Below are 14,598 nucleotides of genomic sequence, written 5' to 3' on the forward strand. Positions count from 1 at the left end.
TTTACGATCCACGCTTCCTTCCCACGCTCGGTCGCCCTCACGCAGTTGCGCTTCACTTCGTTCGTTGTGATCAACTTACGGCGGGACTTCCACCCGCAGGAGTGCGCCCATGCTGGGCGCACATGAAAAACCCCGCCAAAGCGGGGTTTCTGCAGCGGCTAGCGAATTACAGCGCGCCAGCGTTTTCAGCCAGATACTTGGCAACGCCCGCAGCGTCGGCCTTCATGCCGGCCTTGCCCTTATTCCAACCCGCTGGGCAAACTTCGCCGTGCTCTTCAGTGAATTGCAAGGCATCTACGACGCGCAGCAATTCGTCGATATCACGGCCCAGTGGCAGGTTATTCACCACTTGGTGTTGCACAACGCCATTACGGTCGATCAGGAAGGTGCCACGCAATGCAACGCCATCAGCGTGTTCTACATCAAATGCCTTGCAGATTTCATGCTTCACGTCGGCCACCAGGGTATAGCCCACCTGGCCAATACCCCCCTTTTCAACCGCGGTGTTGCGCCAGGCGCTGTGAGTGAACTGGCTGTCGATGGAGACGCCGATCACTTCCACATTGCGCTTCTTGAACTCAGCCAAGCGATGGTCAAACGCGATCAGCTCGGATGGACACACAAAAGTGAAATCCAGCGGGTAGAAGAAGACCGCCGCGTACTTGCCCTTGGTGGCAGCACTGAAGTTATAGTTTTCAACGATTTCGCCATTACCTAATACGGCAGCAGCGTTGAAATCCGGCGCTTTCTTATTTACGAGTACGGTCATTGCAGTTCTCCTCAAGCAAGTTAAACACAAACGCTCAAATGTAGGCTTGGTGCGGCCTTGGCGTCCAATTTAAAAACCAAAATCATTCGATAGTTGATCACTATCGAAGTTCAGTTGGTGTTGGGGTAAATCAGGTCTTGGGTAGCGTTACGCCGACTTGGCCCTGGTATTTGCCGCCGCGGTCACGATAGGATGTCTCGCAGATATCATCCGGTGCGGCTTCCAGAAACAGAACCTGAGCGCACCCTTCATTGGCGTAAATCTTGGCGGGCAGCGGGGTGGTGTTGCTGAACTCCAGCGTGACATAACCCTCCCACTCAGGCTCGAACGGGGTGACATTCACGATAATGCCGCAACGGGCATAGGTCGATTTGCCCAGGCAAATGGTCAACACATTGCGGGGAATGCGGAAGTATTCAACTGTCCGGGCCAGGGCGAAGCTATTGGGCGGAATAATGCAATAGCCCTTGCCAGACACATCAACAAAACTGTTCTCATCGAAATTCTTCGGGTCAACCACCGTGCTGTTCAGATTGGTGAACAACTTGAATTCATCGGCGCAGCGGATATCGTAGCCGTAGCTCGACGTACCATAGGACACGATTTTCTGGTCGTTCACATAACGTACCTGACCCGGCTCGAACGGCTCGATCATGCCGTGCGTTTGCGCCATCTTGCGTATCCAACGGTCGGATTTGATGCTCATTACTTTCTATTCCTTCTCAATTCCCGATTATTGCATCTGTGGTGGCATTTTTTCGGCACTGAACGCCGTACCTGCCGGCATAAAACCCATGCTGCGGTAAAGCCGTTGTGGGCCGGCTTCATTTGCCACAATCACCAGCGTACTCGCCCCCAGGCGGGCAATCGCGTGATGTCCTGATTCATAAACCAGCCGCGCCGCGATGCCCTGGCGACGCCATGCAGGATGGGTACAAACATTTTGGTAGCGGGCAAGCCCACCTTCGCCCACGAATATACCCAATTCGGCAACCAACATGCCATTCAGCCACGCACCGTAACGGTGGCCGCACGCAGCTTTGACCATACGCTGGTAATTTGCAAACTGGGCACGCTTGAAATGTTGATAATCCTGTTCCGCATGGGCCATATCGCGACACATCACCTGCAAGGCAATGGCAGCCTCCCAATCCGCAGCGCCAGCAAGGGGCCTAGTTTCAACTTCGCCATGATAATGGTCTGGCAGCAGGGGTTGCCGGCACGATAGCGCTACTGCTTCGGAAATCGCATAGCCCGCAGCCAAAAAGCATCAACCTCACCTCGCGGGCCCAGCCAACCAAAGGCACGATGATTGGACGAGGGCTGCCGGGCTTCAATCTCAGCCACGAAACAGGCTTCCCAGGCCGGCAAATCAGCCTTTTGCGGCGGCTTGGCGTACAGCAGGTAATTGCCCCAGAAAAAGGTGGGATTATCGGGCGTAAGAACACGTAGATAGTCGCCCTTGTCCGCTACCTCACCATTGGCGCGGTGGAAAATGTGTTCCGTGGCATGAACCAACGAATTGCTCAGATCTATCATGTGTTCTGGATCACAATCTTGGGCAGTTTGGACGAAAAGTCCTTCGCCTTTTCCCCAATCTTCACCGCCACCTTGCGGGCAATCGCCTTATAGATCGCCGCCACCTTGCCATCGGGCTCGGCAGCAACGCTGGGCTTACCGATATCCGTTGCCAGGCGGATCGACATTTCCAGCGGCAGCTGCCCCAGCAGATCAACCTTGTATTCTTCGGCCATCCGCTCGCCACCACCCTCACCAAAAATCGCTTCGACGTGGCCGCAGTTGCTGCAGATATGCATCGCCATGTTCTCCACGATGCCGATGACCGGCACACCCACTTTTTCAAACATCCTCAAGCCTTTACGGGCATCAAGCAAGGCGATGTCCTGCGGCGTGGTGACAATGACGGCACCCGTCACCGGCACCTTCTGGCTCAAGGTCAACTGGATATCGCCTGTACCCGGTGGCAGATCGATCAACAAATAATCGAGGTTGTCCCAACGGGTGTCGTTCAAGAGCTGCATCAGCGCCTGCGTCACCATCGGGCCCCGCCAAACCATGGGCTGCTCGGCATCGATCAGGAAACCGATCGACATCACCTGAATGCCATGCGCCTGCATAGGCAGAATCGACTTGCCATCGGGCGATTCGGGTTTCTCGCCCTGCAAGCCCAACATCAACGGCTGGCTGGGTCCATAGATATCGGCGTCCAAAATGCCCACGCGAGCGCCTTCCGCTGCCAATGCCAATGCCAGATTGACCGCTGTGGTCGATTTGCCCACGCCGCCCTTACCACTGGCAATGGCAATCACATTCTTCACGCCTGGCAGTGGCGTCAAACCACGTTGCACGATATGCGCCTCGATACGGGTTTCGATCTTGACGCTAACTTGACTAACGCCGGCCACCGCGCGCAACGCAGTCTCAACCTGGGCGGCGATTTCGGCATGACGGCTTTTTGCCGGATATGGTAGCGCAATCGTCAGGCTGACATGGCCACCCTCGATTGCCAGATCACGCACTGCTTTCATCGCCACGAAATCACGGCCGGTATCGATGTCAATGCAGGCCGACAAGGCGCTATTCAGATCATTCAGCGTAGCCATGCTATTCTCCAACGCGGCCACAACAGGCCGCGGACTTTAATTCAATGTTTGATGCCGAACTCGCACAAACGCTCATGCAGATAAGATGCGCCCGTATGGCGCCGCGACAAGACCACCTCGCCGCGCGGGTGCAGGAACAAGGGCAGTGAAATACGAGACTGCTGCGCCCACTCACCGACCGGGTTCACTACCCCGTGCGATGTAGAAGCACTAACACCGCAAATCCCGCCTAGCGCAGCGACACCACAAAGCGTTGCGGTGCATCCTTGGCGCAATAATCAACGGTATCGACAAACATGTGGGGTTCCAATCGGGCCGTCATTCTAACGGCCCTGTCACACGAACGCACCCACCGGCGTCATGTAATCATGCTTATGACGCCTACCACGCCTGCCCAGGCAGGGGTTGGGCTATAATCGTCGCCTCCCGCTTATGTCCCACAGACAGGATTCCGCCGTGTCTAAACGCAAGATTCTCGTTACCAACGCCCTGCCCTACGCCAATGGCGCTATTCACCTCGGCCACCTGGTCGGCTATGTTCAAGCCGATATCTGGGTGCGTTTTCAGAAGATGCGCGGTAATACGGTGTATTACGTCTGCGGTGACGATACCCACGGTACGCCGATCATGATCAATGCCGAAAAGCAAGGCATGACACCGGAAACCTTCATCGCCAAGATGTACGACGAACACGTGGCCGACTTTGCGGGCTTTCATATCGGCTTCGATGAGTTCTATACCACCAACTCACCCGAGAACAAAGCGCTGGCCAGCAACATCTACCGTCGCCTGAAAGCCAACGGCAAGATCGCCGTGAAGACCATCAGTCAGTTGTACGACCCGCAAAAGCAGATGTTCCTGCCCGATCGCTTCGTCAAAGGCGAATGCCCGAAGTGTGCCGCCAAGGACCAGTACGGCGACAACTGCGAAGTGTGCGGCGCAACCTATGCGCCGACCGAGCTGAAGAACCCATTCTCGGCGGTCTCGGGCGCTACGCCTGAATTACGCCAGTCTGAACACTACTTCTTCAAACTCAGCGAGTGTGGCGAGTTCCTGCAGGACTGGACTCGCCAACCCGGTCGGCTGCAAAAAGAAGCCGCCAACAAGATGGGCGAGTGGTTTGAGGCTGGCCTGCAGGATTGGGACATCAGCCGCGATGCGCCCTACTTTGGCTTTGAAATCCCGGATGCACCGGGCAAATACTTTTATGTCTGGCTCGATGCGCCTATCGGCTATATCGCCGCCACCCAGCATCTGTTCGATCGCATCGGCGAAAACTTGGAAGCCTATTGGGCTGAAGGTTCGGACGCCGAGCTGTACCACTTCATCGGCAAGGACATCCTTTATTTCCACGCTTTGTTCTGGCCGGCAGTGTTGAAGCACTCAGGCCACCGCACCCCTACAGCCATCAACGTCAACGGTTTCCTGACTGTGAATGGTGAAAAAATGTCCAAGTCGCGCGGCACCTTCATCACCGCCAAGAGCTACCTCGACGTGGGCCTGAACCCGGAATGGCTGCGCTATTACTACGCCGCTAAATTGGGCAGCGGCATCGAGGACGCCGATTTGTCATTGAGCGACTTCGTGGCACGGGTGAATAGCGACCTCGTGGGCAAGTACATCAATATCGCCAGCCGGGCAGCAGGCTTCATCAGCAAACGCTTTGCTGGCAAGTTGGCAGTGGAACTACCAGCCAGCCCACTGGTCGATAAGCTACAAAGTGCGGCAGGCAGCCTGGCGGAAGGTTTTGAAACACGTGAGTACAGCCGCGTGCTGCGCGAGATCATGGCCCTCACCGACGAGGTGAACCAGTATGTTGATCAGGTCAAGCCATGGGAATTAGCCAAGCAAGAGGGCAAGGATGCCGAATTGCATGGCGCTTGCTCGCTGCTGATCAACCTGTTCCGTCTGCTGACGATCTACCTCAAACCGGTATTGCCCAAGCTGGCCGCGGATATAGAGGCGTTCCTCAATGTCGGACCGCTGCAATGGAACGATGCAGCAAAGCTGTTGCTCAACCATGAAATCGAACCCTACTCGCACCTGATGACCCGTATCGACACCAAACAAGTAGAAGCCCTCGTGGAAGCCAACAAACAAAGCCTCAGCCCAGCGGTAGTGCCCACCACCAGTTCCATCGAGCCCATTGCGCCAACCATCAATATCGACGACTTCGGCAAGATTGACCTGCGTGTCGCCAGAATCATCGACTGCCAGCATATAGATGGTGCGGAAAAGCTCCTGCAACTAACGCTCGACCTGGGTGACCATACCCGCAACGTCTTCTCCGGCATCAAATCAGCCTATAAGCCGGAAGACCTGGTTGGCAAGCTCACCGTCATGGTGGCCAATCTTGCGCCGCGCAAGATGAAGTTCGGCGTGTCGGAAGGCATGGTGTTGGCCGCCAGTGGTGAAGGCCCGGGTATCTATCTGCTCAACCCCGACAGTGGCGCCCAGCCGGGCATGCGCGTCGGCTAAACCCAAAGGGCCGGCCCAGGCTGGCTCACTAACAGATGACCTTCCCTACCCTGCATACGCCTCGCCTTACCCTGCGTGAACTCGTACCGTCCGATGCTGCCGCTGTCCTCGGTATCCATGGCAATCCAGAGGTAATGCGCTGGTTCGGTTCCGACCCCGTAAAAAACCAAGACGAAGCCCTCAGACTGATAGAAGCCTTCGCCGGTTGGCGCAAACTGCCGGCCCCCGGCACCCGTTGGGGTATTTGCCTGAACGAGACGGGGGAGTTGATTGGCAGCTGTGGTTTATTCAAGTGGAACCGCAGTTGGCGCAATTGCACGCTCGGCTATGAGTTGGCCCGCTCGGCCTGGGGTTTGGGCTTCATGAACGAAGCCCTGCAAGCGGCGCTCGACTATGGCTTTGCCGAGATGGACCTGCACCGCGTCCAAGCCGAAATCCACCCCGACAATCTGTCATCCATCAAACAAGTACTGAAGTTGGGTTTCCAGCCGGAAGGCTGCCACCGCGAGCAAGGTTATTGGGCGGGGCAATTCCACGACTTGAACTGTTATTCCTTGTTAGCGCGTGAGTGGTCCACTATCAACTATGCAAATTGACTTCACCCCGGCAGCCGTCCTGTTCGACATGGATGGCCTGATGATCGACAGTGAAAGCGCTGTGATGCAGTGCTGGATCGAGGCTGCCACCCTGTACGGCAGAACGTTGGACAACAAGATGTTGCATGACATGGTGGGCCTGCATGAAAAGCTAAGCTTCAAGCTGTTGTGTGAATATGTGCCGGAACCCGAAGCCCTTGTTCTTGCGCAAACCACTGACCGCCTTTACCACGCCAAGGTGGCGGCGGGCCTACCGCTGAAACCCGGCATCATGCCGTTGCTGACATGGCTGACCGACCTGGGCATACCCAAGGCGGTGGCGACGTCCACCCGACGTGATCGTGCCGACCTGAAACTGGCGCAGAGTGGCCTGATTGCACACTTCCCCGTCGTCGTTACCGGCAGTGATATCGAGCACCCTAAGCCAGCACCCGATATCTATCTGCTTGCCGCCCAACGCCTGGAGGTCGAACCCACGCACTGCATTGTGTTGGAAGACTCAGAGCCCGGCGTACGCGCTGCCTTGGCCGCAGGGATGACACCCATTCAGGTGCCCGACTTGAAGCAACCCAGCGAGGCATTACGCGCATTGGGCCATCGTATTGTGGGTTCCCTGGCCGAAGCACAAGCGCTGTTGCAACCCATATTGCAACCCAAACCATGACCACTCGCCATCTGCTTATCCATGGACGAGTGCAAGGCGTGGGCTACCGCTATGCCCTGGAAGCCATGGCCCACTCGCTGCACTTGCACGGATGGGTGCGCAATCGCCTCGACGGCACGGTTGAAGCCGTATTGCAAGGGCCGGAAGAGTCCGTGGCGGCCCTGATAGCCTGGGCAAAGCAGGGCCCACCCACTGCCGATGTAAGCAAGGTTGATGTCGAAGACCACCCGTCCATTGAGCAACGTGGCTTCCTACGCCAGCCTACAGCCTAGAGCGTTAAGGTCAAAAGAGACATTGCTGCGCTCGGCATTTGGCAAAAACATCTGCGAAATTTGCCATTCCTTGCGCAGCGCAGAAAGGAAGTTCTTTCTACAAGCAACGAATTGCTCACCCAGCGATAGGGCCGACGGAAGTGCATCATGCAGTTTGAGATTTTGTCCCCGCGCCAAATAAAATAATAGCGCCGCCTTATCAAGCTGGACTTTGTCTGAAGGACGCATACGATCCCAAATACTTTTGGGTGTATCGGGCTGCTTATGGACCGGATCATTAAGCAGTCCCATTAAGATGAACGCCCCTCCACAGTGGTATTGCGCTTGCTACGCTTGGCAGCGTTGCGAGTAATCACCTGCCAGCTACGGCCGAAGGAATCAGTCAGCTCTGCTCGGTGTTGTAGGTTCGTAGCGTACTAACGTCAGCGTACCCTCCCAGCAGTAGCTCATAACTTACAGGGGGAAAGCTATCGCACTTCGGCAGCACATGGCACTGGCGATATTGACGAACACCCCGGCACCCCCACGCCTCTGCATCAAACCCGTATCCTGCCCTGCAATGATTGCGACCATTTCCATACTCCAAATTGATGGCCGGCCTATAGGAGCAAGCCGCGCTAGTTGGGCAACGCATACCTAAGAACCTGTTCACGATTTGTCCTCAGCAGGATGAAGCACAGCCCAGGCACCGGACCACAACTGCGCAGTAAGATCATAAACAGGTCTAAGGGGGCCAAAATTTTAGGAGGCAGCAGGGGAATTTCGTCGTGACGGCCCCAGCCTAAATAATTTATATTTAATGACATTCTTATATTTAAGTATCCGGGTCAGGCTGGGAGGAAAATGGGGATTGATGTTTCTTGTCGGCACATAGGGCCAGATACGACAGCGCAATATGGATCATGATATATATCAGATATCTATAATCTTGCTGTTGGAGCTGCGCTTTACCATACTCCAAGCAGCCTTGCTAGTTTTTGGTGTGGCATGCCTGCGCGATAGAGATACGTGCTGTATTCCCTGCGCCCGCAAAGTGCACGGTGTGAAGCGAAATACAGTCATACATCTCCCTTGGAGGGCTTTCGAGTAGTCGATGAGCCTTGCTCATAGCCGTGCTGTGCGGTCGTGAACCGGCTCTCAGGAGGCGCATTGTCGAAGCACCTGCTTGCTCACTTGATGCCGCAAACCGCGCGCGTCAAGATACAGATGGTGTTCATGCTGGTCAGTCTCTTTGCGACTTTGGCCTACTCGCTCTATGCCTGGAACATGCAGTCGCTTGCCGTCCGCAGCAATATCGACGCACGACTGATCACCGCAGCGGCAGCCATGTCCAAGCTCATCGGACACGACTACCTACGTACGGCAAAGACGGCTCAATCCATCAAGCCAGAGCAATTCCTCTCCGTTGGCCGGCTCTTGAACGACTATGGGCATAAAGTAGGCCTGCACCATCTTTATGTCGTTGCCCTCCACAATGGCCAAGTACGCCTTCTGGCAAACAGTAACGCCGCCCGCGTCGGTAGTGGGGCGCAATACTTCCAGACTTACGCCACGCCACCGGCATCCTTGCTGGATGCATTTCAAAGTGGTGAGCCGCGCTTTACCGATTACACCGACCACCAAAAGGATGTCTTCCGTTCGGTCTTTCTGCCTCTAGCGCGCGAAGATGGCAGCACCGTAGTATTGGTTGCGGATGTCGACCGGAATTACCTCGCCAACTTGCTGGATGATGCCTTGTGGCATTCCCTGGTCATTGGCCTGCTCACCTTATCAATCGGCCTGCTGGGTTCTTTGATTTTGGGACGGCTGCTGTCCGCACCGGTTGCCCGGCTGGCGGACGTGGCGGACCGTGTAGCAAGAGGTGACTACCGGGCCCGGGTGCCTGCGGAAGGCAATGACGAATTTGCCCGGTTGGGACGCGCCTTCAATGCCATGAGCGTCGCCATTTCCGAGCGTGAGAATGAAATTACCCGGCAAGCCTATATCGACCCGCTTACCGAGCTACCCAATCGCATGCGGCTGGTCGAACTGATCAGCGCCTTGATCTACCGCGCCCAGCAGACCAAGGAACCGGTTGCCGTCGTCATGGTTGATATAGACCGCTTCAAATACATCAACGACTACCTCGGTTACAACGTAGGCGATGCCGCGCTGAAGAGCATTGCGATACGGCTAAGCGAAATGCTACGCGGAAACGACCATCTGGGCCGCTTTTCCGGCGACGAATTTGTCTTGGTGCTGCCCGGCATAGACCGCAACAACATCGATGACACCATCTACCGGCTGCACAGTGTGCTGGAGAACCCGTTGGCGATCACTGGCCAGAGCATTGATATCGCCGGCAGCATTGGTGCAGCCTTCTTTCCCCAGCACGGCACCAATGGCAACACCTTGCTGCGTCAAGCCGAGTCTGCCATGTACATGGCCAAGCGCATTCACGCACCTTACATGATCTACGACGCAAGGCAGGAAGAAAGCCGCAAGGATCAGCTATCGCTGCTCGGTGAGCTTAAAGTGGCCATTGAAGAGAACCAGTTGGTCGCCTTCTACCAACCCAAGGTCAATCTGCAAGACGGCTACATTGCCGCGGTCGAGGCGCTGGTGCGTTGGCAACATCCCGACCGAGGCTGGATACCACCAAACCAATTCATTCCGTTTGCAGAACAAACCGGCAAGATACGCGGCCTGACACTTTGGATGCTGCGCGAATGCATGCAGCAGAGCCGACGGTGGCGAGAAGGTGGCATGCCGTTGAAGATTTCGATCAATGTCTCGATCAACGACATGGAAGACCCGGCTTTCGTCGGCATGGTCAGGCAGGTGCTGAACGATACCCAAGCCGACGCGAGCGACCTGTGCCTGGAAATCACTGAATCGGCTGTGATGGGTGAGCCCGAACGCGTCATGGATTCACTGTTCACCTTTCGGGAACTCGGCTTCAAGTTATCCATCGACGACTTTGGCACCGGTTACTCATCGCTCGCCTACTTGTCGCGCCTGCCCGTAAACGAGTTGAAAATCGACCGCTCCTTCATGATGCGCCTGAATGAAACCGACGGTATACAGATTGTCCGGGCCATCGTTCAGCTGGGGCATATCTTAAAGCTGGAAGTGGTCGCCGAAGGGGTGGAGAACACCGAAGGATGGCATACCCTCAGCAGTCTGGGCTGTGATGCCATCCAAGGCTATCTGGTCGCCAAACCTCTGCCCGCAACAGAGCTCACACCCTGGTATATGGATCGCCGCGGCCGTTGGACATTGCCCGGCTGACCCAGCAGGGTCATTGACGCTGTCAGACTGTTATTTCAGCTGCCCCGCGAATTTCTCCATGAACTTACGCACCTTCGGCGCGACCACCGCCATGCAATAGGGCTGCTGCGGATTGACCTCGAAATACCCCTGGTGGTAAGCCTCGGCAGGCCAGAATGTCGTCGCAGAGGCCACCTCTGTCACAATGGGCCCATCATAGGCGTGCTCAGTATTCAGCTGAGCGATCGCCAAACGTACCGCAGTCGCCTGTTCGGCTGAGTGATAAAAGACGGCCGAACGATACTGTGATCCGATGTCATTTCCTTGTCGGTTCAAGGTAGTCGGATCATGGATCGCAAAGAACACCGCCAACAGGTCTGCAAAGCCAATCTGCGTTGGGTCGAAATACACCTGCACGACTTCCGCATGGCCCGTATCAGCGTTACACACCTGCTTATAACTTGGGTTATCTACATGCCCCCCCATGTAACCCGACACGACCTTCTCTACCCCACGCAAACGGCTGAAGACCCCCTCCAAACACCAAAAGCAACCACCCGCAAGGGTGGCAATTTCATTTGACATGGTTTTCTCCCTATGAATGCTAGGCATCGAAGGTCATACCCTACCGATGCCTACCCTTTGGTCGCCGCCTATATCACTTTCTTTCACAGGAAAGCACCGGTAACCGACCACCCACCAACTGGTAGGGACTGAACATCTAAGAACCTGTCTAAAGTCTGCTGCGCGTCGGCAATATGGCGTTGAAAACACCCTCGGAATGCTCATTTACCACTTGTAAACTCCGCTTCCTCGGCTGTTTTCGCCTTATCTTGCCTTAGCTCGCGAGACTTTAGACAGGCTCTAAGACGACTACAATACCAGATTCAATGATCGCACCAAGGCGCCGGGCAGATGCTGGCTGGCTGTAGAACGCGCTTCGTAGCTGCCGGGGTCTACCAGTAACTCACGCTCTGCGGTCAGCGCTTCCAGCTCGCTGCCCAACAGGCGGAACAACGAATCATCAAAACGCATGACATCCAGTGGCGCGACAATCTCGCCGTTCTTTACCCAGAAACAGGCAAAACGAGTCATACCCGTAATACGGCAAGCGGCACGGTCTGAAAAATTAAGGTACCAAAGATTTGACACATAAATCCCTGTTCCCAACGCTTTCAAGATATCGACTTTGGGAAGGCTACCCGCTGCCATATCAAGGGACTCGCTCTCCTCCCCTCCACTCGCACCATTACTGACGATACCAAACTCCCTTGCCGTACGCGGGCTGACCAAATTGCCCGCATGCCGACCTTCCTGAACCAACGCCACGTAGTCGGGCTTAATAAAACCCTCTCGCTGAAAAGCCGGTGACAAGCCTGCGGCGGTGTTCTCGCGCAGGCTAAGTAGTGGTGAAAAACGTGCCTCACTACTTGCCAACTTAAGCAGGGAAGACCGCTTGCTACGCATCTCCCGCTCTGAAAACCCACCCCAATTGAGCATGCCAACCAACTCGCTGACGGCAGTGGGCGTCAGATAGGCCCGGTAGCTGCCGGGCGATAACGTTTTGGCGGGCCGCGCCAGCAAAGCCAATTGGCTTCGTGCCTCCGCAATCGCGGCTTTCAATGCAGAGGTATCCCAGCGGGTACCAGCAGCCCCCCGCTTCACCGCTTTATCACCGTGTGAATAGAGGCTCCAGTTGAAGTTCCAGCTGGCCACTTCATGCCAGTTTCGCTGCCCCAGGCTGTTGGCAAATCCCTTGAACACAGGCCCCGCCGCCAGAATACCCACCAAGTCAGCATCACCGACAGCCTTCATGATATCGGCCACCATCTGCTCGGTAGGCGGTAGCAGGTTGAATTCATAGTGTTCGGTCGATTGCAGCTCCGTGTTCATAAGCAAATAGGGATCGTCAGCCACTTCGTCGATGATACTTCGCAAATCAACCAGCACTTGGTGTAAAGACGCACTGTCTTCCACCAAAATACCTGCCAATGCAATCTTCTGCGACACGTGCTTCTGGCCAAGCAACAGGTGCACCGTCATGTAAAGCTGTTTCACTTCGCCCGCCTGGCGCACCTTGGCATGGTTGAAGCGGACAAAGTCCGATGTCTCACCCGCAAGCCACAGCGTCGCCTGCTCGCCCGGGCTCAAACTGGCGAACACATCCGCCGCGATAGCATCGAAATACTGGCGCATCATGCCTCCCCTCCAAACACATCCACCCCGCCAAACAAGCAGGCAGGCGATGCATGCCCTACGCGCAAGGATTGATTCGGTTCGCCCTTGCCACAAAAAGGGGTGCCCATCACATCCACGGAAGCATCATCACCCACGGCCTTGAGCGAGAGCCAAAAAGTGGCCGATATCCCACGGTAACCGGGGTTCTTGACGACACCTTTGAGTTCACCATTTTCGATCAGCTGGCCGTATTCGCAGCCAAATTGGAATTTATTGCGAGAGTCGTCAATCGACCAACTGACATTGGTATCCATCAGCACACCCCGCTCGACACTGGCAATCATGCTGGCCAGGCTGGTGTCGCCCGGTTCGATGTTCAGGTTGGCCATCCGGTCGATAGGTGCGCGATTCCAACTGCAGGCGCGGCTCGTCGCCACACCGAGCAATCCCGCGCGAGCCTGCGAAATCGCCCCCCCCAATGGCGTCTTGAGCAGACCGTCTTCAATCAACCAGACCTTTTGGGCCGGCGTGCCGTCATCATCCCATCCGAAGGAGGCAAACTCGTTGCTGCGGGTTGGGTCGTAGGTAACATTCAACAAGGCCGACCCATATTGATAGGTGCCGAACATCTCGGGTTTGACAAAGCTGGTGCCCGCGTAATTACGCTCATCTCCCAAAATACGGTCCAGCTCCAACGGATGGCCAATCGACTCATGAATCTGCAGCATCATCTGGCTGGGCAGCAGCAACAGATCTCTATTGCCCGTGGGGCAGTTTGGTGCGGCCAAAAGTACTAACGCCTCTTCCGCCACACGGCGACCTGCTCCCACCAAACCCGCCTGAGCCAGGATTTCCAACCCACCCTGGCGGCAGTAGCCATTGTATTGCCCACCCAATGAGCGCGTCTGCGCTGTGCCATTGGCAAAGGCAGTCACGACCAGACCGGGGACCAGCGCACGAAAACGTTGCGCCACCGAGCCCCCGTCATGGGTGATATACAGCTGGGTGACATCCAACCGGCCCACACTGACAGTACGGTCCACAATACGTGGGTCGAACTGGCTGGCGGCATCTTCAGCCATCAACAGTTCGGTCAGCTGCTTGCGATTCCAGTCCAATGCTACTTCTACGCCCGGGCCGGCATAATGGCCGGTAGGGCGTGCTGGTTGGTAACCCGTAAAATCAAACACCGCCCGGCCCCGGCTCGTGTCCGCCCACTGTCGTGCACGGTCCAAAGCGGCCTGCAAACCTGCCGTCGATAAATCGGAAGTCGCGGCATACCCACAACCGCCTTGATGCAGCACCGTAATTATGGCGCCACGGTCAAGGCTGCGGCTTAGGGGCTCTGCTACCCCTTGGCGCACCGACAACGTCTCGTTCGCTTCTTCCACATAGCGCAACGAGCAAAAATCGACCGCGGGATTAAGCGCCCGGAACCGGGATTCGATTTGTTCAAGCATGGAATGTCATCCGGCAAAGAGGGACGGTGATAGCAAAGATAAACTCGCACCGTATAAAGTTCCATCTTAGCGCCCCGCCTGCCGTAGCGTCATATCGAACGGGACTATCGTCCGCTGTCGTCGCGAATGCCCCACAGAATGGGCTGATAAATCGGCATAGGGGCGGCCAGATTACCTGGCCGACCCCTGCCACACCACCCGGCATGCGGGTCCGCACCGGGCGGTTCGAGAAGTTGAGGTTAGGCGAGTCTTGGAACTCCCAGGCGATCGAAATAGGCGATCGGCAGCGCACGATTCAGCACGCCGTA

14 protein-coding genes are annotated in these 14,598 nt (G+C 56.1%); 5 read left to right on the top strand and 9 right to left on the bottom strand.

Annotation, left to right across the window (positions count from 1 at the left end; genetic code table 11):
• Positions 1–166: 166 nt before the first annotated feature.
• The 5 genes from CSQ89_RS16005 to apbC all read right to left on the bottom strand — a co-directional run bounded on the left by CSQ89_RS16005 (position 167) and on the right by apbC (position 3,393).
• Positions 167–769 (bottom strand): peroxiredoxin, encoded by a 603-nt coding sequence (locus CSQ89_RS16005; RefSeq protein WP_099407120.1) that lies wholly within the window; start codon positions 767–769, stop codon positions 167–169.
• 130 nt (positions 770–899) lie between these two features.
• Positions 900–1,475: a dCTP deaminase gene (dcd, locus tag CSQ89_RS16010; RefSeq protein WP_099407121.1), complete on the bottom strand. Its 576-nt coding sequence runs from the start codon at positions 1,473–1,475 to the stop codon at positions 900–902.
• 27 nt (positions 1,476–1,502) lie between these two features.
• Positions 1,503–2,033, bottom strand: a complete 531-nt coding sequence (locus CSQ89_RS16015) for a GNAT family N-acetyltransferase (protein WP_099407122.1) — start codon at positions 2,031–2,033, stop codon at positions 1,503–1,505.
• Entirely contained in the window at positions 2,000–2,308 is a 309-nt protein-coding gene (locus CSQ89_RS16020) for a hypothetical protein (protein ID WP_099407123.1), read from the bottom strand. Before CSQ89_RS16020 ends, CSQ89_RS16015 begins: the two co-directional genes overlap by 34 nt.
• Positions 2,305–3,393, bottom strand: a complete 1,089-nt coding sequence (gene apbC, locus CSQ89_RS16025) for an iron-sulfur cluster carrier protein ApbC (RefSeq protein ID WP_099407124.1) — start codon at positions 3,391–3,393, stop codon at positions 2,305–2,307. Before apbC ends, CSQ89_RS16020 begins: the two co-directional genes overlap by 4 nt.
• Positions 3,394–3,825: 432 nt before the next feature.
• Here apbC and metG point away from each other — a divergent pair, with 432 nt between their 5' ends.
• The 4 genes from metG to CSQ89_RS16050 are packed head-to-tail and all read left to right on the top strand — an operon-like array spanning position 3,826 to position 7,403.
• Entirely contained in the window at positions 3,826–5,871 is a 2,046-nt protein-coding gene (gene metG, locus CSQ89_RS16035) for a methionine--tRNA ligase (protein WP_099407125.1), read from the top strand.
• 35 nt (positions 5,872–5,906) lie between these two features.
• A complete protein-coding gene (locus tag CSQ89_RS16040) occupies positions 5,907–6,467 on the top strand; it encodes a GNAT family N-acetyltransferase (RefSeq protein WP_099407126.1) in 561 nt (186 codons plus the stop codon).
• Positions 6,457–7,131 (top strand): HAD family hydrolase, encoded by a 675-nt coding sequence (locus CSQ89_RS16045; RefSeq protein ID WP_099407127.1) that lies wholly within the window; start codon positions 6,457–6,459, stop codon positions 7,129–7,131. Before CSQ89_RS16040 ends, CSQ89_RS16045 begins: the two co-directional genes overlap by 11 nt.
• Positions 7,128–7,403 (top strand): acylphosphatase, encoded by a 276-nt coding sequence (locus CSQ89_RS16050; protein ID WP_099407128.1) that lies wholly within the window; start codon positions 7,128–7,130, stop codon positions 7,401–7,403. The genes CSQ89_RS16045 and CSQ89_RS16050 overlap by 4 nt, the downstream gene beginning before the upstream one ends.
• Here the strand turns inward: CSQ89_RS16050 and CSQ89_RS16055 are convergent.
• Positions 7,383–7,694 (bottom strand): hypothetical protein, encoded by a 312-nt coding sequence (locus CSQ89_RS16055; RefSeq protein WP_099407129.1) that lies wholly within the window; start codon positions 7,692–7,694, stop codon positions 7,383–7,385. The genes CSQ89_RS16050 and CSQ89_RS16055 overlap by 21 nt on opposite strands.
• A gap of 858 nt (positions 7,695–8,552) precedes the next feature.
• Here CSQ89_RS16055 and CSQ89_RS16060 point away from each other — a divergent pair.
• The gene (locus tag CSQ89_RS16060) at positions 8,553–10,673 is read left to right on the top strand and encodes an EAL domain-containing protein (RefSeq protein WP_139023003.1); all 2,121 of its coding nucleotides are present in this window, start codon (positions 8,553–8,555) and stop codon (positions 10,671–10,673) included.
• Between the two features lie 30 nt (positions 10,674–10,703).
• Here CSQ89_RS16060 and msrA read toward each other — a convergent pair whose 3' ends face one another.
• From msrA to CSQ89_RS16075, 3 genes are all read right to left on the bottom strand, one after another.
• The gene (msrA, locus tag CSQ89_RS16065) at positions 10,704–11,237 is read right to left on the bottom strand and encodes a peptide-methionine (S)-S-oxide reductase MsrA (RefSeq protein WP_099407131.1); all 534 of its coding nucleotides are present in this window, start codon (positions 11,235–11,237) and stop codon (positions 10,704–10,706) included.
• 288 nt (positions 11,238–11,525) lie between these two features.
• Positions 11,526–12,851, bottom strand: a complete 1,326-nt coding sequence (locus CSQ89_RS16070) for a metallopeptidase TldD-related protein (RefSeq protein WP_233203234.1) — start codon at positions 12,849–12,851, stop codon at positions 11,526–11,528.
• Positions 12,848–14,290, bottom strand: coding sequence for a TldD/PmbA family protein (locus CSQ89_RS16075; RefSeq protein WP_099407132.1), 1,443 nt, complete (start codon positions 14,288–14,290; stop codon positions 12,848–12,850). The genes CSQ89_RS16070 and CSQ89_RS16075 overlap by 4 nt, the downstream gene beginning before the upstream one ends.
• Positions 14,291–14,598: the final 308 nt, after the last annotated feature.

The sequence above is a fragment of the Chitinimonas sp. BJB300 genome (genome assembly GCF_002735695.1).
Classification (GTDB): Bacteria; Pseudomonadota; Gammaproteobacteria; order Burkholderiales; family Chitinimonadaceae; genus Chitinimonas.

Coding starts and splice junctions, on each gene's coding strand:
- CSQ89_RS16005 (WP_099407120.1), bottom strand. CDS start 769: ATGACCGTACTCGTAAATAAGAAAGCGCCGGATTTCAACGCTGCTGCC.
- dcd (WP_099407121.1), bottom strand. CDS start 1,475: ATGAGCATCAAATCCGACCGTTGGATACGCAAGATGGCGCAAACGCAC.
- CSQ89_RS16020 (WP_099407123.1), bottom strand. CDS start 2,308: ATGATAGATCTGAGCAATTCGTTGGTTCATGCCACGGAACACATTTTC.
- apbC (WP_099407124.1), bottom strand. CDS start 3,393: ATGGCTACGCTGAATGATCTGAATAGCGCCTTGTCGGCCTGCATTGAC.
- metG (WP_099407125.1), top strand. CDS start 3,826: ATGTCCCACAGACAGGATTCCGCCGTGTCTAAACGCAAGATTCTCGTT.
- CSQ89_RS16040 (WP_099407126.1), top strand. CDS start 5,907: ATGACCTTCCCTACCCTGCATACGCCTCGCCTTACCCTGCGTGAACTC.
- CSQ89_RS16045 (WP_099407127.1), top strand. CDS start 6,457: ATGCAAATTGACTTCACCCCGGCAGCCGTCCTGTTCGACATGGATGGC.
- CSQ89_RS16050 (WP_099407128.1), top strand. CDS start 7,128: ATGACCACTCGCCATCTGCTTATCCATGGACGAGTGCAAGGCGTGGGC.
- CSQ89_RS16055 (WP_099407129.1), bottom strand. CDS start 7,694: ATGGGACTGCTTAATGATCCGGTCCATAAGCAGCCCGATACACCCAAA.
- msrA (WP_099407131.1), bottom strand. CDS start 11,237: ATGTCAAATGAAATTGCCACCCTTGCGGGTGGTTGCTTTTGGTGTTTG.
- CSQ89_RS16070 (WP_233203234.1), bottom strand. CDS start 12,851: ATGATGCGCCAGTATTTCGATGCTATCGCGGCGGATGTGTTCGCCAGT.
- CSQ89_RS16075 (WP_099407132.1), bottom strand. CDS start 14,290: ATGCTTGAACAAATCGAATCCCGGTTCCGGGCGCTTAATCCCGCGGTC.